This is a genomic window from Rhizobium sp. 10N414 (assembly GCF_056394785.1).
Map to the genome: position 1 here is coordinate 22,390 of NZ_JBFTIN010000025.1, position 26,016 is coordinate 48,405.

Consider the following 26,016-nt stretch of genomic DNA (forward strand, 5'->3'; position numbering starts at 1 on the left):
CATGGAAGCCTCAAAAGACATTTCGCGCCTGATCGAGATCATGGCCGCGCTGCGCAATCCAGCAACCGGCTGCCCCTGGGACATCGTCCAAACGTTCGAGACGATAAAGCCCTACACGATCGAGGAGGCCTATGAAGTCTCCGACGCAATCGAGCGCAATGACATGGACGACCTCTGCGAGGAGTTGGGCGACCTGCTGCTGCAGGTCGTGTTCCATGCGCGCATGGCCGAGGAAGCGGGAGAATTCTCCTTTGGCGACGTCGTTGAGGCAATCACCCGCAAGATGATCCGCCGCCATCCGCATGTCTTCGCCCGTTCTGATGCCGACACGCCCGATGCGGTGAAGAAGCAGTGGGACGACATCAAGCAGGCAGAAAAGCGCGAGCGCGCCGAACGGCGAGCCAAGGGCGGCGTCAGCGAGGATTTCAAGGTGGGGTTCCTCGGATCGGTCCAGCGGAGCTTCCCTGCCCTGACAGAGGCGCTGAAGCTGCAGGAACGCGCTGCAAAGGTGGGCTTCGATTGGTCAGCGCCCGAACCGATCCTCGACAAAATCGAGGAGGAAATCGGCGAGTTGCGTGTCGCCTTAGCGGAAGGCGATCAAGCAAAGGTCAGTGATGAGCTCGGCGACCTCATCTTCGCCGTGGTCAATATCGGCAGGCATGTAAAGGCTGACCCGGAAGATTCCTTGCGCGGAACGAATACAAAATTTCGTAGACGTTTCAGTCATGTTGAAGCCGTTCTTGACACGGAAGGCGAAACTTTGGAAGCGGCGAGTCTGCAGCGGATGGAAGAAATCTGGCAGGCGGCAAAGGCTATCGAGCGGCAACTGGGCTGAGCCGACATCCTTACCTTGCGTGAGGCCCAATCCGGCGTAAGGCGAAGCCCGCTGCAGGAAGCTCTAGCGTTCCCAATCCTCTTTCGCGGCTTTCGGCCCGTTGCCCAGGCGGCGCTCCAGTTCGACCGCTTCGGTTTCCGAGAGACGTACATCGAGCGTGATCGACCCGTCCTCGTTGTCCTCGCGGTTATCGACGATCGCATGATCGTAGAGCCAAGGCAGCAGCGCCAACTTGTCGACAGGCAAGCGGACAGTCGCTTCGGTCAGCACGCCTGACAGTCTGCGGCTGATCTCTCCCATCAGCGTATCGATACCCTCGCCGCTGATTGCGGATAGGGCGACGACGTTCTCGGCACCGCTCGCCTTCTGGACGATGGCATCGTGCGCTTCCGGCTCAAGGCGATCGATCTTGTTCCAGACTTCGATGATGCGCTTGTCGCCCTCTTCCTCGTCGATGCCGAGGTCCTTCAGGATGCGGAGCACGTCGGCACTCTGCGCCTGATTGTCGACGTCGAACATGTCGCGGACATGAAGGATCAGGTCGGCTTCCAGCACCTCTTCCAGCGTAGCGCGGAAAGCGGCGACGAGGTGGGTCGGAAGGTCCGAGATGAAACCGACGGTGTCTGAGAGGATCACCGTGCGGCCATGTGGCAACTTCATTCGGCGCAGCGTCGGATCGAGCGTTGCGAACAGCATATCTTCGGCCAGCACGCCTGCCCCGGTGATCCGGTTGAACAGTGTCGACTTGCCGGCGTTGGTATAGCCGACAAGCGCCACGATCGGATGCGGCACCTTCTTGCGCTTGGCGCGATGCAGCTGGCGGGTGCGAACCACCTGTTCCAGCTCACGCTCAAGCTTGACGATGCGGTCCTGCAGCAAGCGACGGTCGGCTTCGATCTGGGTTTCACCGGGACCACCCATGAAGCCGCCACCGCCGCGCTGACGCTCAAGGTGGGTCCAGCTGCGAACCAGACGGCCCTTCTGATAGTTCAGATGAGCTAGATCGACCTGCAGCGTGCCTTCCTTGGTGGAAGCACGACGGCCGAAGATCTCGAGGATGAGGCCAGTGCGGTCGATGACCTTGGCGTTCCATTCCTTCTCGAGATTGCGCTGCTGTACCGGTGTCAGCGGATGGTCGACGATCACGAGACCGGAATCATTCGCATCCAACGTCGCCTTGATCTCTTCGATCTTGCCCGTGCCCATCAATGTTGCGGGTCGCGGATCGCTGACGGTGACGATCGTGCCATTCACCACATCGAGGTCGATCGCCTGCGCAAGACCGGTCGCCTCTTCCAGGCGGCTCTCGGGCGTGCGGGTGACCACAGGCGCAGCATCGCCCGCACTGCGTCCGGCGCGCCCCTGCTTGAGCACGGGCACGACGACGGTCGCGCGCATATCATCCCGGTGCTTGGCTGCTTCCGGGATTATCGAATCGTTTTTGGTATCGCGTGTCGAGATAATTGCAGGTCCCGTTAGGAAGCAGCTTCTTCGCTTTCGAACATCTGCATCGGCTGGCCGGGCATGATGGTCGAGATTGCGTGTTTATACACGAGTTGCGAATGGCCGTCACGGCGAAGCAGAACGCAAAAATTGTCGAACGAGGTGACAACTCCGGTCAGCTTCACGCCATTGATCAAGAAGATTGTCAGTGAAATCTTTTGTTTGCGTACAGTATTGAGAAATAAGTCCTGCAGATTCTGAGAACGTTCCGCCATCGCGCCGCTTCTTTCTTTATTGCCGGCTTCATTCCGCCGGTGAAATACTAATCAACCTCGCCTGCAGGCAGCCGACAACCCTCATCCCATCTGCCCAGAAAGTCTTGGTATCAAATCGCAATCTTTTCCGCAACGTCGAAAAAGGCCTCCCTAATTTTCTGGGAGACGCTGCCTGGATGGCCATTTGCGATCGGCTGGCCATCGATCGACACAACCGGAAAGCAGATGCTCGTGGCCGCCGTGATGAACACCTCACGCGCCGCAAGCATCTCCGCGACCGAGAATTTCCGCTCCTCGATCTTCAGGCCCAGCTTGGCGCCGACATCGATCAGCGTCGTGCGGGTAATGCCGCGCAGGATGCCATGTTCGGCCGGACGCGTGATGAGAGTGCCGTCGCGGTCGACGATCCAGACATTGGTCGCCGCTCCCTCTTTCACCATGCCATCGGCGTCTACAAAGATTGCCTCCTGCGCACCCGCTTCCTTCGCGTGCTGGCGCGCCATGGCGTTCGGCAAGAGACCGACGGACTTGATATCGACACGGTCCCAGCGATTGTCGGGCACGGTGATCGCCTTGATGCCTGTCGCGTTCTTCCTCGCGATGATCGAAGGATCGGTGCTCTTTGCGGTGATGACCAGCGAGGGCAGCGTTCCTTCTGCGGGAAACACGTGATCGCGCCGTGCAACCCCACGGGTGATCTGCAGGTAAAAGAGACCGTTGCGGACGCGATTGCGCCGCAGCGTTTCGCGAATGACACGGGTCAGCGCGTTGCGGCTCATTGGCCAGGCAATACGCAACTCACCAAGCGATCGGTCCAGCCTGTTCAGATGGCGTGTAAGATCAACGATATAGCCATGCCTGATTTCACAGACTTCATAGACGCCATCCGCGAACTGATAGCCTCTATCCTCGATATGGACCATGGCATTCGAGTGCGTGACATAGCGGCCGTTCACATAGGCTATTCTGGGCATGGTGAACCTGTGCGGGAGTTGTAGCAGAGAGAATTAGGACGGCGCCGCAGCGCCGCCCGTGTCTCAGACGCCGAGCGACTTCAACTTGCGGTGAAGCGCCGAGCGCTCCATGCCGACAAACTCCGCGGTGCGCGAGATATTGCCGCCAAAGCGATTGATCTGCGCGATCAGGTAGTCCTTCTCGAACATCTCTCGTGCCTCGCGAAGCGGCAGCGTCATGATGTGATAGTCGTTCTTGGCCGAAACCTTTGGCAACATGTCGCCAAGGTCAGTCGGCAGCATCTCGGCAGTGATCGGCGCATCCGGACCGTCGGAACGGGCAAGGATCATCAGCCGCTCGATGTTGTTGCGCAGTTGGCGGATATTGCCCGGCCAATCATGGGCCTGTAGCACGGCCATCGCGTCGTCGCCAATGCGGCGGGGACGGATGCCGGCCTGTTCGGAAATCTGCCGCATCAGCTGATCGACCAGGAACGGAATGTCTTCGCGCCGTTCGGCGAGTGCCGGTACGCGCACGGGCACCACGGCAAGGCGATGATAGAGATCTTCGCGGAACCAACCCTCGGCGATGCGGGTCTCGAGATTGTAGGCCGTCGACGAGATGATGCGCACATCGACCTTCACCCGCTTGGAGCCCCCCACGCGCTCGAACTGCTGATCGACAAGAACGCGGAGGATCTTGTTCTGCGTCTCGCGCGGCATTTCGCCGACTTCGTCGAGGTAGAGAATGCCACGGTGTGCCTCTTCCAGCGCGCCGATCTTGCGCGCCTGGCCAGGCGACCCTTCCGTACCGAACAGCGCAATCTCCATGCGATCAGGCGTGATATTGGCGGCATTCAGTGCCACGAAGGGACCATTCGCGCGCGTCGACTTCTTGTGGATCATACGGGCCACAAGCTCCTTGCCGGAACCCGACGAGCCAAGGATCATGATGCGGCTGTTGGTCGGCGATACCTTCTCGATCGTCTGGCGGAGCTGCGAGACGGCAACGGAGGTACCGATAAGTTCGACCGGATCGCCAGCCTTGCGCTTGAGTTCGGATACTTCGCGCTTCAGCTTCGAATTCTCTAGCGCGCGCTCCGCGATCAGGATCAGTCGATCGGCCTTGAATGGCTTTTCGATGAAGTCGAACGCGCCCCGCTTGATGGCGGAAACAGCCGTCTCGATGTTGCCGTGACCCGAGATCATGACGACAGGGATGTCCGGGTGGCGCGTCTTGATCTCGTCCAGAAGCGACAGACCGTCGAGCTTGCTGCCCTGCATCCAGATGTCGAGGAAGATCAGCCGCGGCGCACGATCGGAGATCGCGGCCAGCGCACTGTCGCTGTCATGTGCTGTACGGGTCTCATGTCCTTCGTCAGACAGGATACCGGAGACGATCTCGCGGATGTCGTGCTCGTCGTCGACGACCAGAATATCAGAGGCCATAAACACTTTCCTTGTCACTTGCGGCCGGAGCAGAAGGTGCAGTTTCCAGACGTGGCAGATGCACGCGGATCATGGCCCCTCTTCCCTGGTCGAAATCAGCGGGCGCATCATGCAATTCGAGCTGCCCACCATGTTCCTCAATAATCTTCTTTACGATCGCCAGGCCAAGTCCGGTGCCCTTCTCGCGCATCGTCGTATAGGGTTCCAGAATGCTGTGGCGGTTCTCGACCGGCAGGCCGCGACCGTTGTCGATCACATCGACGGTGAAGCGATCCCGCGCCGGATCGAGCGAGGCACGAACGAGGATCTTGCGCTCGTCGCGCTCTCCGCTCGGCACGGCTTCAATCGCCTCCACGGAATTCTTGATCAGATTGCCGAATGCCTGACCGAGCATGCGGCTGTCGAACAGCCCTTCCAGCGGCTGGTCGCCAAGTTCCTGCTGGAAGCTCACGTGACTGTTGCCCATCTCGCGCAGGAACACCGCATCATGCAGGATCTTGCGGAGATCGCTCGGCTCCTTGATCGGCTTCGGCATCCGGGCAAACGACGAGAACTCATCCACCATGCGGCCAATGTCACCCACTTGCCGGATGATGGTCTCCGTGCACTGGTCGAAGACACTGCGGTCATCCTGGTTGATCTGCTTGCCGTAGCGGCGCTGGATGCGTTCTGCAGACAACTGAATCGGCGTCAACGGATTCTTGATTTCATGAGCGATGCGGCGGGCGACGTCGCCCCATGCCGTCGAGCGCTGTGCGATGACGAGGTCGGTGATGTCATCGAGCGTGATGACATAGGATTCGCTCATGTCACGCACTTCCTCGCGCGTCACCTGGACGCTCAGCGTCCGCACGGTGCCAGCTCGCACGAGGGCAATCTGCTTGCGGAAATCGCCACGATAGCGGGAGGCGGCTTCCGTCAGTACCTGGTCGACTTCGGGCGCAATCTCGGAGAGTTGCTTGCCGAGCATGTCCGACGCCGGCAATGCCATAAGCGCTTCTGCGGAACTGTTGACGATGGTGACCCTGCGGTCGTGCTCGACACCGATGACCGCGGCGGTCACGCCGGATAGAACCGCTTCGATGAAACGACGGCGGTCGTCCACCTCATCCTTGGCCTCCAGGATCTCGTCGCGCTGTGTACGAATTTCCGAGATCATCTTGTTGAAGGTCCGCGAGAGGTTGGCAACGTCGCCGTCCACGGAATGGACAGGCACGACAATGTCCATGTTGCCGGAGGCCACGCTGTCCGCCGCCGTAATTAGCAGACGGATCGGACGCACGATCCGGTCAGCCACGGCAATTGCCGTCCAGATGGCGGCCAGCAAAACGATAAGGGCAAAGCCGATGTAGAGAACCGCGAAGGCGATCTGCAGCGAGAAGCGCCCTGCCTCCATGGATTTGTATTCTGTGGCGTTCTCCTCCATGAGACGCATTGCGCCCATGACCTTGGGATCGACCGCACGGACCGTGTAGAGGAACGCGCCGTCAATCGCATCGAGCTTGATGATGGCGCCCACCAAGTTGGTTATGCCCGGCGGAATCAAGGTCGGCTGGCCGGCCGCGGCCTTGTTCAACGCATCCTGCGGAATTGCCGGCAACGGCTTCTCGGTCTTGATGTCAGCCTGGGTGATCACCGAGCCGTCAGACTGGACAAGGAAAGCACCGAGTAGCCCGCGCCCGCGCGCCTGCCGCGTCATCAAATCGGAAAAGCCCGTGCGATCAAGATTGAACAGAGCCCTGTTGCGCTCGAGGTCATTCGCCATCGAGACAGTCTGGCCCTGCAGGTAGCTCGCATTCTCCATCATGTAGGCCTGCCCGATGTTTCGGGAGGAACTGACGATCGATTGCGTGCGGAGCGCAAACCACCGGTCGAGGCCGGCATTCAGCGTAATACTGGCGAAAATCGCAACAAGGATCGCCGGGGTGATCGCGACGATTGAGAAGAGCACAACGATGCGGATATGAAGGCGCGCCGCCGCTCGCCCGCGTTTCCGCGCCTTGAGCAGGCGGGAGACCTCGCGTGCGATCAGGGCCATCAGACCCAACACGAAGAACGAGTTCACCACAACGGAGGTGACGACGACATGGTAAGTCGGCGCGATCGGGGTCAGCCCGAGCAGCACGAAGAGCGTCAGCGTGGCGCAGAGAAGCGCACCACCGGCAAGGATCAGGCCCGGCAGCGCAAACAGGGCACGGCGATCGGTCACGGCCGTGACAGCTTCGCCTTCCGCCGCAGGCGGCATTGCATCCTGTTCCATTCGCTTGTTTCTCCTGGCGGCAGGCAATCGCCTCCGCCGCTCCCGCGGACCAGGGCGGAAGCCGCCAGCCTGCCCCATCGATGCAACGGCAAGTGCCGCTACTCTCTTGGACAGCTCCGAAAACCCGAACCCCATGCGTGACTTCTAAGCAACGCATTGTGGCGAAAATGCAACGTCGCCAGTCACATTGTCAAGCAGTGCGGGAGCTTCTGTACACCGATACGCCAAGCTCTCTGATCTTCTTGCGCAGCGTATTGCGGTTCAACCCCAAAAGGTCAGCCGCCTTGATCTGGTTGCCGCGCGTCGCCGTCAGTGCGGCCAGAATCAGCGGATACTCCATTTCCGTCAATACACGATCGTAAAGCCCCGGTGGCGGCAGGCCGTCGCCGAAACCGGCGAAGTATGTGCGCATATTTTCTTCGACAGCCTGGGCGATAGTCATGTTGCCGTTACGCATCGGCCCCTTGTCGATCGGGCTATCCGGCACATCGGACCGAAGCTCGGCTTCGATGATTTCGCGGGTGATCACATCCTGTGGATAAAGCGCCATCAGCCGGCGAATGAGGTTCTCGAGCTCGCGCACGTTGCCCGGCCAGGCGTAGGCTTTCATCAGATCGAGCGCCTCCTGATCGAAGCGCTTGGAGCCAAGGCCTTCCTTTTCCGCCTGCTGGACGAAGTGGCGCACAAGATCCGGGATATCCTCCGCACGATCACGCAACGGCGGCAGACGCAGCGGAACGACGTTTAGGCGATAGTAGAGATCCTCGCGGAAAAGTCCCTGATTGATCGCCTGCTTCAGATCCTTGTTGGTCGCCGCGACGATCCGAACGTCGGTGCGGATCGGTGTGCGGCCACCGACAGTGGTGTACTCGCCTTGCTGCAAGACGCGCAGGAGGCGCGTCTGGGCATCCATCGGCATATCACCAATTTCGTCGAGGAAAAGCGTGCCGCCTTCGGCCTGCTCGAAGCGACCGGTCGAACGCGTCTGGGCGCCGGTGAACGCACCCTTCTCGTGGCCGAAGAGCTCGGATTCGATCAGATCGCGCGGGATCGCCGCCATGTTGATCGCGACAAACGGCCCGTTGCGGCGCTTGCCGTAGTCATGGAGCGCCCTCGCCACCAGTTCCTTGCCGGTACCGGACTCGCCGGTGATCATCAGCGTCAGATCGGTCTGCATCAGGCGCGCAAGGACGCGATAGATTTCCTGCATCGCGGCCGAACGGCCGACAAGCGGCATTCCGTCCTGCATGTCCTCGTCAAGCTTGGCTGGCCTGCGCTTCGGCTCGGCCAGCGCACGGCCGATGATGCCGATCAGTTCCGTCAAGTCGAATGGTTTTGGCAGGTAATCGTAGGCGCCCTTTTCGGAAGCCTTGATCGCCGTCATGAAGGTGTTCTGGGCGCTCATGACAAGCACGGGGAGATCCGGGCGGGCCTTCTTGATGCGCGGCAGGAGATCGAACGCATTTTCATCCGGCATCACAACATCGGTTACGACAAGATCGCCCTCGCCTGCCGACACCCAACGCCAGAGCGTGGCGGCGTTGGAGGTAATTCGCACGTCATAGCCGGCGCGGCTCAGAGCCTGATTAAGCACGGTACGAATTGCCGCATCATCATCCGCGACGAGGATCGTTGCTGTCATCGAGTAGGTCCTGTGGGAGTTATGGTCGTTGCGTCGTCCACCGATGCGTCCTTGGAGGCCGGCATCAAGACGCGGAATGTCGTGCGGTTGGTCTGGCTGTCGCATTCAATAATGCCGCCGTGGTCCCCAATAATCTTAGCGACGAGCGCGAGGCCAAGGCCGCTGCCGTTCGTCTTGGTCGTAATGAACGGATCAAACAGATGCGGCAGAAGGTCCGCCGGCACGCCCGGACCGTTGTCCTGAACACAAAACTCCAGCGGCAGCGAAATCTTTTCGCGCGTGCCGGCGACCGACAGACGAATGCCGGAGCGGTAAGCCGTCGTCAAAACGATCTCGCCATCCGGGCGATCGCCGACGGCTTCGGCGGCATTCTTTACGAGATTGAGGAACACCTGAACAAGCTGATCGCGGTTCGCGTAGACCGACGGCAACGACGGGTCGTAGTTCTCGGTGATCCGGAGGTGCCGCGCAAATCCCGCCTTCGCCACGGCCTTCACGTGATCGAGAACGGAGTGGATATTGACCGGCATCCGATCAACGGGGCGTTCGTCCGAGAAGACTTCCATGCGGTCCACGAGCGAGACGATGCGGTCCGTTTCGTCGCAGATCAGCCGCGTCAATGCGCGGTCGTCGTCGACGACCGATTGCTCTAGCAGCTGCGCTGCACCGCGAATACCGGAAAGCGGATTCTTGATCTCATGCGCCAGCATGGAGGCAAGCCCCGTGACCGAGCGGGCCGCCGCACGATGCGTCAGCTGCCGGTCGATCTTGTCCGCCATCGACCGCTCTTGGAACACGATCACGACGGAGCCTGGATCGCTGACGACAGGGGCAACATACAAGTCGACAAGCTTGTCCTGTCCGAGGCGCGGCGAGCTCAAGTCGACGCGATACTCGTTGATCGGTGCTCGCCGTTCGCGAACCTGGTCGATCAAGGCCAGCAGCGGACTGCCAAATGGGATAAAGGTCGAGATCTTGTACCGCGCGAGGTGGGCGGCGCTGGCACCGAAGAAGGCTTCCGCTTCCCAATTTGCGAAGGCGACGAGGCCAGCCTCGTTGACCATCACGACCGGATTCTGGATCGCGTTGAGCACAGCGATCGCAACTGCGCTACCGCCGTTGTCGATCGACGATGGCACGTCATTCGTCATGCAGCCTCCCGGGTCTGCGTGTTCGATGCCGCAGCCATAAATGCATTATAAAACCTTGCAGCTACGTCGTCGGGCTCCCGCGCTGTCATGATCGCGGCCTTTTCCTGCGCTGCAAGACCAGGCGCAAAACGGTCGAGATACCAGCCAAGGTGCTTCCTTGCATGGCGAACGGCGACTGCCTCACCGTAAAATTCGAGCATCATTCTGTAGTGCTCGGTCGCAATGTCGGGGACTTCCCACACTTCGGGCGCCGGTTGCCCAGCCAATACGCCGGCGTGCCACGGCCTGCCCTGGCAGCCCCTACCGATCATGACGGCATCGGCTCCCGAGCGACGCAGAATCTCATGTGCATCCTCGACGGTTTCGACATCGCCGTTTGCAACCAAGGGTACGGTAATGGCATCGCGAACCGCGCGGATCGCATCCCAGTCTGCCCGACCCTCGTAAAACTGCATGCGCGTGCGGCCATGAATCGTAATAAGCTGAACGCCAGCCTCTTCGGCGCGGCGCGCAATCTCGGGCGCATTGATCGAATTCTCGTCCCAACCGAGCCGCATCTTCAGGGTCACGGGAACGCTGACGGCCTTGACTGTCGCATCGATGAGGCTGAGGGCGTGATCGGGATCGCGCATCAAGGCGGAGCCGGAGTAACCGCCAATCACTTTCTTGGCGGGGCATCCCATGTTGATATCGATGATGTCGGCGCCATGGTCGGCAGCGATCTTCGCGGCCTCCGCCATCCAATGGGCTTCACGGCCAGCGAGCTGAACCATGTGGGGCTCAAACCCCGCGCTTTCGAGGCGTGCCCATGATTCGGCAGTGCTGTTGACCAGTTCGCGGCTTGCTACCATTTCGGTGACCACAAGCCCTGCGCCATGGCGCCACGCCAGTTGCCGGAACGGCATGTCCGTCACGCCAGACATAGGCGCCAGCACAACACGGTTCCTGACTTCCACAGGTCCAATCCGCAAAGGTGATGCGAGGTCGAAGCTCAACAATTGATTATCTTTCAGGCACGCAAAATGCGTGCACTATTTTTAGACAGGTTTGAATGGCTTGCCAAGAGGGCAGTGCGCGAATTGACATTTTTCGAGCAAATGCTGGAATTCGATGCGCCAAGCCGCTAAGCACCGGTGTAAAAATCGCGCTTTGAGGATTTATGCCGCAAATGCATCAAAAGCAACCAGCAATAGGTATCGTCGTCGTCGCGGCCGGCCGCGGCGAACGCGCGGGCGCCTCCGAAGAGGGACCGAAGCAGTATCGGGCGATTGGCGGCAGGCCTGTCATCACTCACACACTGGAGAAGTTCGCCAGCTGGGAGCTTGCCCGCCACATCGTCGTGGTCATTCACCCCGACGACGAGGCGCTGTTTGCTAAGGCTGCCGGGCAGGTCCAGTCCGGCACGCCGATCGATGCGGTTCACGGCGGCGCTACGCGCCAACAATCCGTCTTAGCGGGACTGCGCCTTTTGCGCGGCAAGAATATCTCGCATGTTCTGATCCACGACGCAGTGCGGCCCTTCTTCGATCATGCGCTTCTCGATCGCATCGCTGGCCTGCTCTCGGAGGGCGTGCCGGCAATTCTCCCCGCCATGCCCGTCGCCGACACGCTGAAGCGAGCAGATCATGATGGAACGGTCCTCGACACCGTTTCCCGCGATCATCTCTACGCAGCGCAAACGCCGCAGTCTTTCGCCTTCGAGCCCATCCTTGCCGCCCACGAAAAGGCGGCCGTGGCAAATCTCACCTATTTCACCGACGACGCCGCCATTGCCGAATGGGCCGGTATTCCGGTGCGGATCGTCGAGGGTCTGGCGGACAATGTAAAACTGACGGTCAAACGGGACATCGCAATGGCAGACAGCAGACTTTCGGTACAGGCGCTCCCCGATGTGCGCACCGGCAACGGCTACGACGTCCATCAGCTCGAGCCGGGCGACGGCGTAACACTCTGCGGCGTCTTCATACCGCATGACCAGAAGCTCAAGGGTCACTCCGACGCGGACGTAGCGCTCCACGCTTTGACTGACGCACTGCTTGCGACCTGTGGAGCGGGCGACATCGGCGATCATTTTCCGCCATCTGATCCGCAGTGGAAGGGCGCGCCGTCGCGCATCTTCATCGAACATGCGGCAAAGATCGTGCGCGAGCGTGGCGGCGCCATCATGAACGCCGACGTGTCGCTGATCGCCGAAGCACCGAAAGTCGGGCCGCATCGCGACGAGATGCGCGCCAAGCTGTCCGAGTTCCTGGGCATCTCGATCGACCGCTGCTCAGTCAAGGCGACGACCAACGAGAAGATCGGCTTTGTCGGCCGGCGCGAGGGCATCGCCGCGATCGCCACGGCAACCGTCGCCTATCGGAGCACATGAGATGAGCACCTTCCCGAACGACATCATCGTGCAAGCAGAAGCGATCATTCGCGATTTCACGTCGGCGGGGCTGATGGTTTCGACGGCAGAATCCTGCACCGGCGGACTGATCGCTGGCGCGCTCACGGAAATCTCAGGATCGTCTTCTGTCGTGGACAGAGGCTTCGTCACTTATACCAATACCGCCAAGATGGAGATGCTTGGCGTGCAGGAAGAAACGCTGATCCGCTTCGGCGCGGTCTCGGAGGAGACGGCGCGGCAAATGGTGCACGGCGCCCTCTTCCGCTCCCGCGCGGCCATTGCCGTCGCCGTAACGGGCGTTGCCGGGCCAAGCGGTGGATCGGTGGAGAAACCGGTCGGTCTCGTCCACCTCGCGGCCAAGTCGCGCTCTGGCGGGCTTATTCATCGGAAGATGCTCTACGGCGACATCGGTCGCGGTGAGGTGCGGCTTGCGACGGTCAGGACCGCGCTTGGCATGATCCAGGAACTGGCTCAGCCGTAAATCTTCGTCGCCCGCGTTTCGAAGGCTTCCGAGAACATGCGGAAGGCGCGATCGAACATCGACCCCATGACTGCCCCCAGGATGCGGCTCTTGAACTCGTAGTCGATGAAGAAGTGAATGTTGGAGCCTGTTGCCGTCTCCTCGAAACGCCAGCGGTTGTCGAGATAGCGGAATGGTCCATCGATATACTTGACCTCGATGAGGCGCTCGGCCCGGTTCAACAGCACCTGCGTCGTGAAGGTTTCGCGGATCGCCTTGTAACCGACGGTCATATCGGCGATCAGCAGAACCTTGCCGTCACGTTCCTTGCGGCTGCGAATGCTTAGCGCCTCGCAGAGCGGAAGAAACTGGGGATAATGCTCGATGTCGGCGACGAGATCGAACATCTGATCGGCGGAATGCGGGACGGAGTGATGCGTTTCGAACTGAGGCATGATCGGCAGTTAAGTAGGAGCGCCGAGAAGATCAAGAAGGTGGTTCACCTCCCGCCGGCTTTTCAGCTGAAAAACCGGAACATTCGGGCCATGCTTGTCGAGAGCAGCAATCACCAGGGGCGCGAACCGCTTCTCGAACATCCAGATGTAAGTGAGAAACTCCCGGTCCGGCACTCGCTCCAGGCATCCGGGCGCCATGTCTGGCCGCGTCCTTCCGAGATGGAGGAACGCGCGTTTGCAGATTCCCCACAGACAAAGCCAGCGCGGCATGCGTACCCAGACGACCAGCTCCGTGCGGGGGACACGAATATCGAAGGTGGATGGGCCGGTTCCGTCCATGAGCCAACGTTCGCCGGCGACGACGTTACCGATCAGATGGCGCTCTTCCTCTTTCGGGCGCTTGACCCAGCCCGGCAGCCAGAAGAACTCTTTATCCATGGAAAAATAAGGAAGATCGAGCTTGCGGCTGAGTTTTCGCGACAAGGTGCTCTTGCCGCCGCCGGAGCAGCCGATGACCATGATGCGCTCGGACTGGCGCAGCAGTCCGGCAACCTTGCGCATATCGTCGATATAAGCCGGCATTCTCGTCGCCTCTGCAAACAAAAAGCCGCGGGAAGATCGCCGCGGCTTTTGAAAAATGCAAGCGCTCGTTGATTATTCCGCTGCGATCAGCAGCTTTTTCTCGCGTGCGGCCTTCAGGCGTGCGAAGTCGTCGCCGGCATGGTGCGACGAACGCGTCAGCGGGCTCGAAGCCACCATCAGGAAGCCCTTGGTATAGGCGACCGTCTCGTAGGACTTGAATTCGTCAGGCGTAACGAAGCTCATCACCGCGTGGTGCTTGCGGGTTGGCTGCAGGTACTGGCCGATGGTCAGGAAGTCGACGTCTGCGGTCCGCAAGTCGTCCATCAGCTGCAGCACTTCGTTTCGTTCCTCGCCGAGACCGACCATGATGCCCGATTTGGTGAACATGGTGGGGTCCAGTTCCTTCACTCGCTGCAGCAGGCGGATGGAGTGGAAGTAACGAGCTCCCGGACGAACCGTCAGGTAGTTGCCGGCAACCGTTTCCATGTTGTGATTGAAGACGTCGGGCTTTGCGGCAACGACGCGCTCCAGGGCACCGGGCTTCTTCAGGAAGTCGGGCGTCAGGATTTCGATGGTCGTCGTCGGCGAGGCAGCACGGATCGCCCAGATCACCTTCTCGAAATGCTCGGCGCCGCCGTCTTCGAGATCATCGCGGTCTACCGAAGTGATGACGACGTGGGAGAGCCCCATCTCCTTCACCGCCTTGGCGACATTCTCCGGCTCGGCCATGTCAAGCGCATTCGGCTTGCCGGTCGCAACGTTGCAGAAGGCGCAAGCGCGGGTACAGATCTCGCCCATGATCATGAAGGTCGCGTGCTTCTTGTCCCAGCACTCGCCGATATTGGGGCAACCAGCCTCTTCGCAGACGGTGACGAGCTTGTGCTCCTTCACGATCGAGCGCGTCTCTGCGTATCCCTTGGAGGTTGGCGCCTTGACGCGGATCCAATCCGGCTTGCGCAGGACCTCCTGGTCAGGCCGATGGGCCTTTTCGGGATGCCGCACACGCTTGGTATCAGGATTGATCGTATCGAGAATGGTTACCATGGCAGTTCAAATCTCCGCCGCTCCATGCGGCAAAAGCCCTATCTATCGGCGGACGAGCCGCGCGACGAATATCAGCAAGCAGGCACCGAGAAAACCCGTGATGAAGTAACCGAGCCTGCCGCCGGCCACCTCTATATGAAATTGCGCCAGAATCGCAGTTGCGACCACCGAGCCGACGATGCCGAGCACGATATTGAGCAATACTCCGTAGCGAACCTCCATCAGCTTGCCCGCGAGCCAACCCGCAAAGCCGCCAATGATGATCGCTGCGATCCAGCCTACGCCTTCCATCCTGCCCTCGCCTCTTTACGATATCGCCCTTGCAATCAGAACCACGATGATGGCGCCGACACACCATAAACATGATGATCGGCTTTTGCTTTTTCCACCTTCGACAATAGGGAGGAAACGATCAAGCGTTCAGGACACGACCATAAGCATCCAGAACCGCTTCCTTCATCGTTTCGGAAACCGTCGGATGCGGGAAGATCGTGTGCATAAGTTCATCTTCCGTGGTCTCTAGGTTCATTGCGACGACAAAGCCCTGGATGAGCTCGGTGACCTCAGCGCCAACCATGTGGGCGCCGAGCAGCTCGCCGGTCTTCCTGTCGAAGATGACCTTGCAGAGACCCTGATCTTCGCCAAGCGCGATCGCCTTGCCGTTGGCGGCAAAGGAGAAGCGACCGACACGGATGTCGCGGCCCAATTCCTTGGTCTTGGCTTCCGTGAGACCGACGGAGGCAACCTGGGGGTTGCAGTAGGTGCAGCCCGGGACCTTGCCCTTGTCGGTCGCATGAACGTTCGGCAGGCCGGCGATCTTCTCGACGCAGACGACGCCTTCGTGCTCCGCCTTGTGAGCGAGCATCGGCGGGCCGGCGACGTCACCGATCGCGTAAATGCCAGGAACGTTGGTCTTGCCGTAACCGTCGATGACGACGCAGCCGCGATCCGTCTTGACGCCAACTGCCTCAAGGCCGAGGTTTTCGATGTTGCCCTGCACGCCGACAGCCGAAATCATGCGATCCGCCGTGATCTGCTGTATCTTGCCATCCGACGTCTCGACATGCGCGGTGATGCTGTTGGCGGATTTTTCGACCTTCGCGACCTTGGCGCTCGTGAAGATCTTCATGCCGCGCTTTTCCATCTGCTTGCGGGCGATCGCAGTAACTTCCGCATCCTCGACCGGCATGATGGTAGGCAAGACTTCGACCACCGTCACGTCCACGCCCATCGACAGATAGAAGCTTGCGAATTCGATGCCGATCGCGCCCGAGCCCATGACGATCAACGACTTCGGCAGTACATCCGGCTTCAGCGCTTCGAAATAGGTCCAGATCAGCTTACCGTCCGGCTCGATGCCCGGCAGGGCGCGGGGACGCGCACCTGTTGCAACGATGATGTGCTTGGCGGTGTAAGTGCCCTCGCCCTTGACACCCTTCGGCACGGGATGCTGTGGCTCGACGATCGGCTTCGACGACTTGCCGACGACGATCTCACCCGGCTTGGTGATCTTGGCCTCGCCCCAGATCACGTCGACCTTGTTCTTCTTCATCAGGAAGCCGACGCCTCCGTTGAGGCGTGCGGAGACGGCGCGCGAGCGCGCAACGACCGCCTTCACGTCGGCGCTGACCTTGCCTTCCAGCACGAGACCGTAGTCCTTCAGGTGATTGGAATGGTCGAGAATTTCGGCCGAGCGGAGCAGAGCCTTGGTTGGAATGCAGCCCCAGTTCAGGCAAATGCCGCCCAGATGCTCGCGTTCGACGATCGCGGTCTTGAGACCGAGCTGGCTGGCGCGCACAGCGGCGACATAGCCCCCGGGTCCGGAGCCGATGATGATGACGTCGTAGTTCTCAGCCATGTTTCCCTGCCTTTGCTATCGGGCGTCGCGGGTGAGAAGCACCCACTCGTGTTTCCTGCCGTTTTCGAAGAAGGCCACGGCATTCGTTCGCGCCGCCTCCGAAAATCCATTCTTCTTGTAAAGCGACAGAGCCGCCTCGTTGTAACCTGCGGTAATCAGGCTGACCGGCGCATTTTCCGCACGCTCAATCTGATCCATGAGAAGCCGTCGACCGATCCCGATGCCACGCAGATGGCTGTAGACACCGAGCGTTCCGACAAACCAGCTTCCCACCACCATTTTCTGCAGATCGATGACCGGCTTCAGCGCCGGGCGATCCGCCTCGATATTCCGTATGCCTTCGCCGAGACCGTAGCCGATCGCGGCTCCCGCGATCTCGCCATGGGCTTCTGCAATCACGGCGTCGCTCCAGTTGCCTTGCCCCTGGTCGCCACGCAGCTTCTGCCGTCCACGCTCCATCGGCGTATCGCCCCCACCGTTTCCAAGCTCCACCAGCCAGAGCCAGGAGGCGAAACCATGGGAAGCGATGTCCGTGAGTAAAGCCAGCTCCGTCGCATCCTCCCGCGTCGCGGGACGAAGCGAAGCGAAGGATCCCATGCTCAAAGCCCCAGCATCATCCGCACAGTCGATTCCATGCCGCGCCCGAGAGCGCGGGTATTTTCAGCGTCGAGGTGAATACCGTCGAGAGGTGTCGTCTTCGCCACTGAATTGCCGTCGAAGAAGCCGCAGCCGAGCTCGTCCGCGAGATCACGATAAAGGGTCGGAAGCTTCGCCGACTTCTCGATAGCGCCGACGAACGATGCCGCAAATGGCACGTTTGCCGTCTCACGCACCTTCGGCGGCGCGACGATCAGGATGTCCGGACCGTCGAATTCGAAGGGCCAGGCATGGTTGCGGATCAACCGCACCAGCCGGGCGATGCCCTGGCAGGCGGCAAAGGCCGAACCCGCCACGACAGGCTTCATGTCGTTGGTGCCGAGCAGCAAAATGACGAGATCAATCGGCGCATGGCTCTGCAGAATCGTCGGAAGGATGCGTGCGCCATTCCGGTCGCAGTCGGCGAGATGGTCGTCGAAGGCGGTGGTTCGCCCATTCAATCCTTCGGCGATGATCCGCACTTCGTTGCCGAGTGCCGCCTGAAGCGCACTTGGCCAACGATCCTTGTAGGCATGACGTCCGATCGTGTCGGCGTCATAGCCCCAAGTCAGCGAGTCACCATAGCAAAGAACGGTCTTCGTCATTTCCGCCTCCGCTCCGGTCTCAGACGAGCATACCCATCGGATTTTCGATGTAACCCTTGAACGCTTGCAGCAGTTCCGCACCAAGCGCGCCGTCGACGCAGCGATGGTCGGTCGACAGCGTGACCGTCATCACGGTTGCGACAGCCAGCTGGCCGTTCTTGACGACGGGGCGCTGCTCGCCTGCGCCGACTGCGAGGATCGTTGCATGCGGCGGGTTGATGACGGCTGCGAACTGCTTGACGCCCATCATGCCCATGTTGGAGACCGAGCTGGTTCCGCCTTGGTATTCTTCGGGCTTCAGCTTGCGATCCTTGGCGCGCTTGCCGAGATCACGCATCTCGTTGGAGATGGCCGACAGGGTCTTCTCCTCGGCCTTGCGGATGATCGGGGTGATCAGGCCGCCAGGGATCGAGACGGCAACGCCGACATCGGCGTGCTTGTGCTTGACCATGTTGGCTTCGGTCCAGGAGACGTTCGCATTCGGAACATCGCGCAGAGCCAGCGCCATAGCCTTGATGACCATATCGTTGACCGACAGCTTGTAGGACGGCGCACCATCCTTGCGGGGAGCGGCATCGTTCAGCTGGGCACGCAGAGACATCAGTGCATCGAGCTCGCAATCCACGGTGACGTAGAAGTGCGGCACAGTCTGCTTGGACTCGACGAGGCGCTTGGCGATGACCTTGCGCATGCCATCATGCGGCACGAGCTCGTAAGAGCCCGGTTCGAACAGCTTGAGAACGCTCTCGTCCGATGCGCCCTTCGGGGCTGCAGCAGGAGCCGGTGCGGCAGCCTGCGGAGCAGCAGCAGCCGGAGCAGCCTTTGCACCACCACCTGACACGGCCGCTTCGACATCGCTCTTGACAACGCGGCCGTGAGGGCCGGAGCCTGATATGGCCGAGAGATCGATACCGGATTCCTTGGCGAGTCGACGCGCAAGCGGCGAGGAGAAGGTGCGATTTCCGCCTGCGGGAGCGGCTGCAGGAACCGGTGCGGCAGCAGCCGGAGCCGGTGCTGCCGGCGCTGCTTCCGTCTTCGGGGCTTCAGCAGCCTTCGGCGCCGGTGCGGCAGAGCCTGCACCGCTTGCAGCAGCGGATACATCTTCGCCATCGGCAGCAAGCACGGCGATCAAGGCATTGACCTTGACGCCTTCCGTGCCGGCAGGAACGACGATCTTGGCAACCGTGCCCTCATCGACGGCTTCGACTTCCATCGTTGCCTTGTCGGTTTCGATTTCCGCAATGATGTCGCCCGACTTGACCGTGTCGCCTTCCTTGACGAGCCACTTGGCCAGATTGCCTTCTTCCATCGTCGGAGAGAGGGCAGGCATCGTGATGTTGATAGGCATCGAAATACCCTCCCCTTGTTACTTGTAGCAAACGGCCTTTACGGCATCGACGACCTCGGCGACGCTCGGCAGTGCGAGCTTCTCGAGATTGGCGGCGTAGGGCATCGGAACGTCCTTGCCGGCGATCGTGAGAACCGGCGCATCGAGGTAGTCAAAGGCCTGCTGCATGACGCGGGTAGCGATTTCGGTGCCGACCGAGTTCTGCGGATAGCCTTCCTCGACGGTGACCAGACGGCCGGTCTTCTTGACCGATTCAATCACGGTCGGAAGGTCCATCGGGCGCAGCGTGCGCAGATCGATCAGCTCGGCATCGATGCCGATCTTTTCGAGTTCGGCGACGGCCTTGGTGGCATAGGTCATGCCGATGCCGAAGGAGACGATCGTGACGTCCTTGCCCGGACGATGGATGCGAGCCTTGCCGATCGGGAGAACGAAATTATCGAGCTTCGGCACATCGAAATGCTGACCGTAGAGGATTTCGTTCTCGAGGAAGACAACAGGGTTCGGATCGCGGATGGCAGCCTTGAGCAGACCCTTTGCGTCGGACGCCGTGTAGGGCATGACGACCTTGAGGCCCGGGATCTGGCTGTACCATGCCGAGTAGTCCTGGCTGTGCTGGGCACCGACGCGGGCAGCTGCACCGTTCGGGCCGCGGAAGACGATCGGAGCACCCATCTGGCCACCGGACATGTAGAGCGTCTTGGCGGCGGAGTTGATGATCTGGTCTATCGCCTGCATGGCGAAGTTGAAGGTCATGAACTCGACGATCGGCTTCAGACCGGACATGGCAGCACCGACGCCGACGCCGGCAAAGCCGTGCTCGGTGATCGGGGTGTCGATGACGCGGCGGGCGCCGAATTCCTGCAGAAGACCCTGGGTGACCTTGTACGCGCCCTGGTATTCGGCAACTTCTTCGCCCATGACGAAGACGCTGTCGTCGGCGCGCATTTCTTCGGCCATGGCATCGCGAAGCGCTTCGCGAACAGTCATGGAGACCATTTCCGTACCTGCCGGAATTTCCGGATCGTTCGGCACGGCAGCCTTCGGCTCGGCCGGAACCAGAGCAGCAGCGGCAGCAGGCTTTTCTTCCGCCCGCGGGCCGGCAGCGGCAGGTGCGGGCTGCGCGGCAGGTGCGGCAGAGATGTCGGACGCCGATTCGCCGTCCTGAAGCAGGACCGCGATCTTGGCATTGACCTTCACATTTTCTGTGCCGGCCGGAACCAGGAGCTTGCCGATGACGCCTTCATCGACGGCTTCGACTTCCATCGTTGCCTTGTCGGTTTCGATTTCGGCGATCACGTCACCAGACTTGACGGTGTCGCCTTCCTGCTTGAGCCACTTGGAAAGCGTGCCTTCTTCCATCGTCGGAGAGAGGGCGGGCATGAGAATATCGATTGGCATGGGTCGTCCCTCCCCGATTAGAGCAGAATGTCAGTGTAGAGCTCGGATGCATCCGGCTCAGGATCGGACTGGGCGAAGTCGGCGCTGTCGGCAACGATATCGCGGACATCCTTGTCGATCGCCTTCAGATCGTCTTCCGAGGCCCAACCCTTCTCAAGGAGGCGCGCACGCACCTGCTCGATCGGATCCTGCTCGGAGCGCATCTTCTGCACTTCTTCCTTCGTGCGGTACTTCGCCGGGTCGGACATCGAGTGACCGCGATAGCGGTAGGTCAGCATCTCGAGGATGATCGGACCCTTGCCGGAGCGGCAATGCTCGAGGGCTTCGTCGGCTGCGGCCTTCACGGCGCGGACATCCATGCCATCGACCTGGATGCCGGGGATGCCGAAGCCGGAGCCACGCAGGGAGTAGTTCGACTGCGCGGTCGCGCGGGCAGTCGAGGTGCCCATGGCGTAACGGTTGTTTTCGACGATGTAGATGATCGGGAGCTTCCAGAGAGCAGCCATGTTGAAGCTCTCGTAGACCTGGCCCTGGTTCGCAGCACCGTCACCGAAGTAAGCGACGGAAACGCTGTCGTTGCCGCGGTAGCGATTGGCGAAAGCGAGACCCGTTCCGAGCGAAACCTGGGCGCCGACGATGCCGTGACCGCCGTAAAAATGCTTCTCTTTCGAGAACATGTGCATCGAGCCGCCCTTGCCACGCGAATAACCGCTACGGCGGCCGGTCAGTTCGGCCATGACGCCACGCGCGCTCATGCCGGTCGCCAACATATGGCCGTGATCGCGATAGGCGGTGATAACCTGATCGCCTTCTTTCTGCGCCATCTGCATGCCGACGACGACGGCTTCCTGACCGATGTAGAGGTGACAGAAGCCGCCAATGAAGCCCATGCCGTAGAGCTGCCCGGCCTTCTCTTCGAAGCGGCGGATCAGCAGCATTTCGCGGTAGGCCTTGAGCTCCTCGTCGCGTGTGAAATCAGCGACAGGACCACCATTCGAGGCCTTGTTTGCCGGCTTTGCGCTAGTTTTACGGCTGGAAACGGTCGCGGTTTTTCGCGGCGCCATTCAACCCTCCCTATGGGTTTGTCGGTTCTTTGGTGGCGCACACCATAGGGAAGAAATTTAGCCACAGCAATGCCATAAATGCATGGCTCGTATTCATCAGTAAATCACTGATAAATAACGCTTTATTTCGATTAACTGAATTTCAGTTAATTCGAATAGTGATTGAATATGACGATCTCATCGGCGCGAGAAACATTAAGCTGAAGACGCGCTTTCTCGTCCAGCATGTCCTTGTCCATCGAACCGTCGCTCAGCAGCGCGACCTGCTTTTCAAGATGCTCGCGCTTGCCTTTCAGAACCGCCAACTCCCTTTCGCGCGCTATCCGCTGGCGCTCGAACCCCTCGGTTGCCCTCAGACCGTAATCACCATGAATGCAATGATAGCCGAAGTAGGAGAGAAACGCGACCGTCATCGCGGGAACCACGAAACGACCGATCTTTTTCTTCTTGTGATGCTTTGTCCACATAAACGCACGCTCGAACGCATTACCTCGATGCGCTCAAGACTACCGGGCAGAGATTAACTGTCCGTTGACTATGAAAAATCGGGCAAGAAAAAACCCGCGCCTTTCGAAGGCGCGGGTCGAAGTGGTTGAAATCAGGCGCAATTAGCCGCGGATGATCGAGCGACCGGCATAGCGGGCCTGCGGGCCAAGACCTTCTTCGATGCGGATCAGCTGGTTGTACTTGGCGAGGCGGTCCGAGCGCGACAGCGAGCCGGTCTTAATCTGACCGCAGTTGGTGGCAACCGCCAGATCGGCAATCGTCGAATCTTCGGTTTCGCCCGAACGGTGCGACATGACGGCGGTGTAGGCTGCCTTGTGCGCGGTGTTGACGGCATCGAGCGTTTCCGTCAGCGAGCCGATCTGGTTGACCTTGATGAGGATCGAGTTGGCGACGCCCATCTTGATACCGTCGCGCAGGCGAGCCGAGTTGGTGACGAAGAGATCATCGCCGACCAGCTGAACCTTCTTGCCAGCGAGATCGGTCAGCGCCTTCCAGCCGTCCCAATCGTCCTCGGCCATGCCGTCTTCGATCGAGACGATCGGATACTGGCCCGCGAGCTGCGCGAGGTATTCTGCCATGGCGCCCGGCTCCAGCGTGCGGCCTTCGCCTTCGAGAACGTACTTGCCATCCTTGAAGAATTCCGTCGAGGCGCAATCGAGGCCAAGGCAGATATCGTCTCCAGGCTTGTAGCCGGCTTTCTCGATCGACTTCATGATGAAGTCGAGGGCTTCAGGGGCGCTCTTCAGGCCCGGTGCGAAGCCGCCTTCGTCGCCGACGTTGGTGTTGTGGCCCTGAGCCGACAGTTCCTTCTTGAGGACGTGGAAAACTTCCGAACCCATGCGAACGGCTTCGCGAATGGAATCGGCGCCGACCGGCAGGATCATGAACTCCTGGAAGTCGATCGGGTTATCGGCATGCGCGCCACCGTTGATGATGTTCATCATCGGGACCGGCAGCAGGTGGGCGCTGGCGCCACCGACATAACGGTAGAGCGGCAGGCCGGCGGCCTGGGCAGCAGCCTTGGCAACCGCGAGCGATACGCCGAGGATGGCGTTGGCGCCGAGGCGCGACTTGTTCGGCGTGCCGTCCAGTTCGATCATGATGTTGTCGATCTGGATCTGGTTTTCGGCATCAATGCCGCCGATCGCGTCAAAGATTTCGGTGTTGGCGGCTTCGACAGCCTTTTCAACACCCTTGCCGAGATAGCGATTGCCACCATCGCGAACTTCAACAGCTTCGTGAGCACCGGTGGAAGCGCCCGACGGCACCGCCGCACGGCCCATGCTGCCGTCTTCGAGATAGACATCGACTTCGACAGTCGGATTGCCACGGCTGTCGAGAATCTCGCGGGCGATAATGTCGGTAATTGCAGTCATCGGTTCTTCCTGCTCGGTGGGTGATAACGTTGGAAGCCTGTTTAATCGAAGGCACACAAATTACAATGCCACACTGACGACAGATGGCATGCCACGGCCCTAACGGGTGAATATGTCAGGCTTTTGAAGCCACGCCCCGGCCGTTGGTTCGAGACAACGCTTATCAACTTTCAAAACCTGAAGTTTTGGAAATATAAATTTTGACTTTCAAGCTGGTTGCAAATTTATCGACCAGTAACCAATCACATTTATAGTTAATGGCCGAAAGGAAATAACACCTTCTTCGGCAGGCGTTATTGCATGATGCGCTTCCTTATGCGGCCAAGCCGCCTGCCACGATCCGTAGCTGCTGCTCGAAAATTTCCAATGGTTTCAGAAACGACGTCGTTCACTATTACAATTTACGGGGCATAGGATGAAACTCAATATTGCACGAAGCCTTGCCATCTTCGCGGTGGTCGTCGCCGCCGGGCTCATTGCTTCGATCAGCATACAAAACTACGCCTTCAATAAGCTACGCGTGAACGGCGAGATGTACCGGCAAATCGTCTACGGCAAGGATCTCGTTGCCGATATTCTGCCGCCGCCCCTCTATGTCGTTGAATCCTACATGCTTGCACTCGAGGCGGTGCAGCGCCCGGAGGTCGCCGGAAAGAACATCGACCGCATTCAGAATGTCCTGAAGCCCGCCTATGAGGATCGCCGCAAGTATTGGCAGGCAACCGCGCTCAGCGCAGACCTCAAGGAAAAGCTTCTGAACGACGTCCTCATCAAAGGCGATACGTTCTGGAAGGTGATGCAGGACGAACTCGCGCCCGCCATCCTTAACCACGACTCTGCGGTCATCCCGACAGCCTTCGAGAAGCTTGCGACAAATTTTCATATCCACGAAACGGCGGTCAACCAGCTCGTTGATATGGCGAACGCTTTCCTGGCAAAGGCTGAAAAAGACGCGGCCGAACAGACAAGCATTCTCTCGGCGATTACGGTTGCATCTGCGGCGGTCTCGCTTTGCCTGCTTCTTGGCGGCCTCTACGCCTTCCGCCGGCGCGCAATCGTGCCACTTTCGGCGATGCGCGACTACATGGCGATCCTGGCGGGCGGCGACTATTCCAAGCAAGTCCCCTTCAGCCACCGTGTCGATGAAATTGGCGAAATGGCACGCGCCGTCACCGTGTTTCGCGAATCGGCGCAAGAACGGAACAAAATCCGCGAACACCAGGATGCGGAGCGCCTGGCCCAAGCCCAGCGCGATGCGGCGCTGGCCGCCTCCAAGGCTGATGAGGATGCCGGCCGCGAACGCATCATCGTGAGCCTAAGCCGCGGCCTGGACCGTCTTTCCCGCGGCGACCTCACCGTCCAGCTCAACGAACCGTTCGCGCCAGACTACGAGAGGCTACGCGAGCAGTTCAATTCGAGCGTCCGCACGCTTTCCGGCACAATGAGGGATATCGCGACAGCAACCACTACGGTCAGGACTGGCACCAGCGAAATCGCAACAAGCACGGATGATCTGGCCCGGCGAACGGAACATCAGGCCGCATCGCTGGAGCAGGCAGCCTCGGCGTTAGATCAGATCACGGTTACGGTCAAAAACTCGTCGGAACGCGCCCATGAAGCAAACGCGATGATGACGGTGACGAAGGAAAGCGCCAGCTATTCGGCAACTGTCGTGCACGAGGCCGTAGCTGCGATGGAGAAGATCGAAGCATCATCCGTGCAGATCGGCGAAATCATCAACGTCATCGACGAGATCGCCTTCCAGACCAACTTGCTCGCGCTCAATGCTGGTGTTGAGGCCGCTCGTGCAGGCGAGGCCGGAAAGGGTTTTGCCGTCGTGGCGCAAGAAGTGCGCGACCTCGCCGGCCGCTCCGCCAAGCTGGCGAAGGAAATCAAGCAGTTGGTCGAGACTTCGTCCAGTCAGGTGTCAACCGGCGTTGCCTTGGTGAACCGCACCGGCGAAGCCTTGAACAGTATCGATCAGCAGGTGCTGAAGGTGACGACGCTCATCGAGGCGATCGTGCGCTCTTCCTCTGAACAGACGACCGCGCTCGTCGAGGTCAATGCCGCCGTCAACACCATGGACAGCGTCACCCAACAAAACGCCGCGATGGCGGAGGAAACCAGCGCAGCCTGCCGCGAGCTTGGCAACGAGGCGCTACACCTCAATCACCTGCTCTCCCGCTTCGCTCTCGAAGGCACGGAGAGGACGGCAGGATCGGCATATCCCACAAAGACGAGGTTGGCGCTCGCCGGTTGACAGCGTGCACGTCCATCCAT

24 protein-coding genes are annotated in these 26,016 nt (G+C 60.1%); 4 read left to right on the forward strand and 20 right to left on the reverse strand.

Features of this window, described 5'->3' with window-relative positions; all coding sequences use genetic code 11:
• Nucleotide 1 precedes the first annotated feature (1 nt).
• A complete protein-coding gene (mazG, locus tag AC1DE4_RS20835; RefSeq protein WP_477882737.1) occupies nt 2–835 on the forward strand; it encodes a nucleoside triphosphate pyrophosphohydrolase in 834 nt (277 codons plus the stop codon).
• Nucleotides 836–898: 63 nt separating this feature from the next.
• On the opposite strand, the gene hflX is transcribed toward mazG, so the two are convergent.
• The 8 genes from hflX to dusB form a co-directional block, all read right to left on the reverse strand.
• Nucleotides 899–2,233 (reverse strand): GTPase HflX, encoded by a 1,335-nt coding sequence (gene hflX / locus AC1DE4_RS20840; RefSeq protein WP_025659010.1) that lies wholly within the window; start codon nt 2,231–2,233, stop codon nt 899–901.
• A gap of 77 nt (nt 2,234–2,310) precedes the next feature.
• Complete coding sequence (gene hfq / locus AC1DE4_RS20845) at nt 2,311–2,553, reverse strand: RNA chaperone Hfq (RefSeq protein WP_003539403.1); 243 nt, start codon at nt 2,551–2,553, stop codon at nt 2,311–2,313.
• Nucleotides 2,554–2,663: 110 nt separating this feature from the next.
• Entirely contained in the window at nt 2,664–3,527 is an 864-nt protein-coding gene (locus AC1DE4_RS20850) for a D-amino-acid transaminase (RefSeq protein WP_025659011.1), read from the reverse strand.
• A gap of 63 nt (nt 3,528–3,590) precedes the next feature.
• Nucleotides 3,591–4,955 carry a nitrogen assimilation response regulator NtrX gene (ntrX, locus tag AC1DE4_RS20855; RefSeq protein WP_025659012.1) on the reverse strand — a complete coding sequence of 455 codons (1,365 nt, stop codon included), beginning with the start codon at nt 4,953–4,955 and terminating at the stop codon, nt 3,591–3,593.
• Nucleotides 4,945–7,215, reverse strand: a complete 2,271-nt coding sequence (locus tag AC1DE4_RS20860; protein WP_018858793.1) for a sensor histidine kinase NtrY-like — start codon at nt 7,213–7,215, stop codon at nt 4,945–4,947. Before AC1DE4_RS20860 ends, ntrX begins: the two co-directional genes overlap by 11 nt.
• 190 nt (nt 7,216–7,405) lie before the next feature.
• Complete coding sequence (ntrC, locus tag AC1DE4_RS20865) at nt 7,406–8,857, reverse strand: nitrogen regulation protein NR(I) (protein WP_025659013.1); 1,452 nt, start codon at nt 8,855–8,857, stop codon at nt 7,406–7,408.
• Nucleotides 8,854–10,008, reverse strand: coding sequence for a two-component system sensor histidine kinase NtrB (locus AC1DE4_RS20870; protein ID WP_018858795.1), 1,155 nt, complete (start codon nt 10,006–10,008; stop codon nt 8,854–8,856). The genes ntrC and AC1DE4_RS20870 overlap by 4 nt, the downstream gene beginning before the upstream one ends.
• Nucleotides 10,005–10,931, reverse strand: coding sequence for a tRNA dihydrouridine synthase DusB (gene dusB / locus AC1DE4_RS20875; RefSeq protein WP_245271640.1), 927 nt, complete (start codon nt 10,929–10,931; stop codon nt 10,005–10,007). The genes AC1DE4_RS20870 and dusB overlap by 4 nt, the downstream gene beginning before the upstream one ends.
• A 236-nt stretch (nt 10,932–11,167) precedes the next feature.
• Here dusB and AC1DE4_RS20880 point away from each other — a divergent pair, with 236 nt between their 5' ends.
• Together AC1DE4_RS20880 and AC1DE4_RS20885 are read left to right on the forward strand one after the other, a co-directional pair.
• Nucleotides 11,168–12,379 carry a bifunctional 2-C-methyl-D-erythritol 4-phosphate cytidylyltransferase/2-C-methyl-D-erythritol 2,4-cyclodiphosphate synthase gene (locus AC1DE4_RS20880; RefSeq protein ID WP_477882741.1) on the forward strand — a complete coding sequence of 404 codons (1,212 nt, stop codon included), beginning with the start codon at nt 11,168–11,170 and terminating at the stop codon, nt 12,377–12,379.
• Between the two features lies 1 nt (nt 12,380).
• Nucleotides 12,381–12,881, forward strand: a complete 501-nt coding sequence (locus AC1DE4_RS20885) for a CinA family protein (RefSeq protein ID WP_025659016.1) — start codon at nt 12,381–12,383, stop codon at nt 12,879–12,881.
• On the opposite strand, the gene AC1DE4_RS20890 is transcribed toward AC1DE4_RS20885, so the two are convergent.
• The 12 genes from AC1DE4_RS20890 to eno form a co-directional block, all read right to left on the reverse strand.
• Nucleotides 12,872–13,315, reverse strand: coding sequence for a type II toxin-antitoxin system RatA family toxin (locus AC1DE4_RS20890; RefSeq protein ID WP_025659017.1), 444 nt, complete (start codon nt 13,313–13,315; stop codon nt 12,872–12,874). The genes AC1DE4_RS20885 and AC1DE4_RS20890 overlap by 10 nt on opposite strands.
• Nucleotides 13,316–13,324: 9 nt before the next feature.
• Nucleotides 13,325–13,897, reverse strand: coding sequence for a P-loop NTPase family protein (locus tag AC1DE4_RS20895; protein ID WP_477882744.1), 573 nt, complete (start codon nt 13,895–13,897; stop codon nt 13,325–13,327).
• 72 nt (nt 13,898–13,969) lie between these two features.
• Nucleotides 13,970–14,941, reverse strand: a complete 972-nt coding sequence (lipA, locus tag AC1DE4_RS20900; RefSeq protein WP_477882746.1) for a lipoyl synthase — start codon at nt 14,939–14,941, stop codon at nt 13,970–13,972.
• A 42-nt stretch (nt 14,942–14,983) separates the two neighbouring features.
• On the reverse strand, nt 14,984–15,232 hold the full coding sequence (locus AC1DE4_RS20905; protein WP_025659020.1) for a GlsB/YeaQ/YmgE family stress response membrane protein: 249 nt from the start codon (nt 15,230–15,232) through the stop codon (nt 14,984–14,986).
• A 121-nt stretch (nt 15,233–15,353) separates the two neighbouring features.
• Entirely contained in the window at nt 15,354–16,799 is a 1,446-nt protein-coding gene (lpdA, locus tag AC1DE4_RS20910) for a dihydrolipoyl dehydrogenase (RefSeq protein ID WP_477882748.1), read from the reverse strand.
• Nucleotides 16,800–16,814: 15 nt separating this feature from the next.
• A complete protein-coding gene (locus AC1DE4_RS20915; RefSeq protein WP_018858803.1) occupies nt 16,815–17,396 on the reverse strand; it encodes a GNAT family N-acetyltransferase in 582 nt (193 codons plus the stop codon).
• A 2-nt stretch (nt 17,397–17,398) separates the two neighbouring features.
• Entirely contained in the window at nt 17,399–18,040 is a 642-nt protein-coding gene (locus tag AC1DE4_RS20920; protein ID WP_477882750.1) for an SGNH/GDSL hydrolase family protein, read from the reverse strand.
• A gap of 19 nt (nt 18,041–18,059) precedes the next feature.
• Entirely contained in the window at nt 18,060–19,388 is a 1,329-nt protein-coding gene (locus AC1DE4_RS20925) for a pyruvate dehydrogenase complex dihydrolipoamide acetyltransferase (RefSeq protein ID WP_477882752.1), read from the reverse strand.
• Between the two features lie 18 nt (nt 19,389–19,406).
• Entirely contained in the window at nt 19,407–20,789 is a 1,383-nt protein-coding gene (locus tag AC1DE4_RS20930; protein ID WP_477882754.1) for a pyruvate dehydrogenase complex E1 component subunit beta, read from the reverse strand.
• A 17-nt stretch (nt 20,790–20,806) separates the two neighbouring features.
• Entirely contained in the window at nt 20,807–21,853 is a 1,047-nt protein-coding gene (gene pdhA / locus AC1DE4_RS20935) for a pyruvate dehydrogenase (acetyl-transferring) E1 component subunit alpha (protein WP_025659025.1), read from the reverse strand.
• A 146-nt stretch (nt 21,854–21,999) separates the two neighbouring features.
• Complete coding sequence (locus tag AC1DE4_RS20940) at nt 22,000–22,320, reverse strand: FtsB family cell division protein (protein WP_007532419.1); 321 nt, start codon at nt 22,318–22,320, stop codon at nt 22,000–22,002.
• Between the two features lie 141 nt (nt 22,321–22,461).
• Nucleotides 22,462–23,736, reverse strand: coding sequence for a phosphopyruvate hydratase (gene eno, locus AC1DE4_RS20945; RefSeq protein ID WP_025659026.1), 1,275 nt, complete (start codon nt 23,734–23,736; stop codon nt 22,462–22,464).
• Between the two features lie 415 nt (nt 23,737–24,151).
• On the opposite strand from eno, the gene AC1DE4_RS20950 reads away from it, so the two are divergent.
• Nucleotides 24,152–25,996 (forward strand): methyl-accepting chemotaxis protein, encoded by a 1,845-nt coding sequence (locus tag AC1DE4_RS20950; RefSeq protein WP_477882757.1) that lies wholly within the window; start codon nt 24,152–24,154, stop codon nt 25,994–25,996.
• Nucleotides 25,997–26,016 lie beyond the last annotated feature (20 nt).